Raw genomic sequence first — 631 nt, 5'->3', positions numbered from 1 at the left:
TGAATCATTGCTCCAAAGCACTAACTGAACTGCCGTACGTTCGCCTTTCCAAGCAGCACCTTTCCAGGTAGATTGTTGCTCAATTTTAGGGATCTCACTTCTTACAAATCGAATGTCTGTTGAGGTTACTGATGCTTGAAGTCCTTTTGGAACTGCAGACCAATTCTGACCAGAGCTCGGCGCAGGATCTTGAGGCTCGTCGTAGGTTTGGGCTACGGTGAAGTCTTTTTGACTTTGACAAGAAACTGTCAATAGCATGGAAAAAACTAAAAGGGATTTAAAAAATAGTTTCATTGGATGTTTTTTTTTATTTCTTTAGACACGGATGACACTGGATTAGCAATAGGAAAGTCTGTAAATTATGTTGTTACTTCTACAGTTTGCCCCTTAAATTGCCCGTAGATGTTTATCATTCTAATACGTTTTTCTTAAATTTTTTGGCGTGAATTCCTTTTAATTTTAAATAGTTTTTTAGTTACCAATAACGTCACCTTCCAAAATTGTCTTTTCACCATTTGGTGCAGTGTACCATGCTGTTAATTGGCCGCCACCAGTGGCTTCATGGAATTTGACGGTAAGTGGATGCCATCCTTTTTTAAGCGCCACCATGCCGTCTTTTTCAATTGCTGAA

The 631-nt window shown here is 39.1% G+C and carries 1 protein-coding gene; it reads right to left on the bottom strand.

Annotated features, from left to right (window positions below; genetic code table 11):
• The coding region (locus tag JEM65_RS21035; protein WP_199603698.1) for a hypothetical protein at window positions 1–294 on the bottom strand (294 nt) is incomplete at its 3' end.
• Window positions 295–631: the final 337 nt, after the last annotated feature.

The sequence above is a fragment of the Gelidibacter salicanalis genome (genome assembly GCF_016469035.1).
GTDB classification, from domain to species: Bacteria; Bacteroidota; Bacteroidia; order Flavobacteriales; family Flavobacteriaceae; genus Gelidibacter; species Gelidibacter salicanalis_A.
The sequence above is the reverse complement of the archived record's forward strand: the minus strand, read 5'-3'. Positions and strand labels throughout refer to the sequence as shown.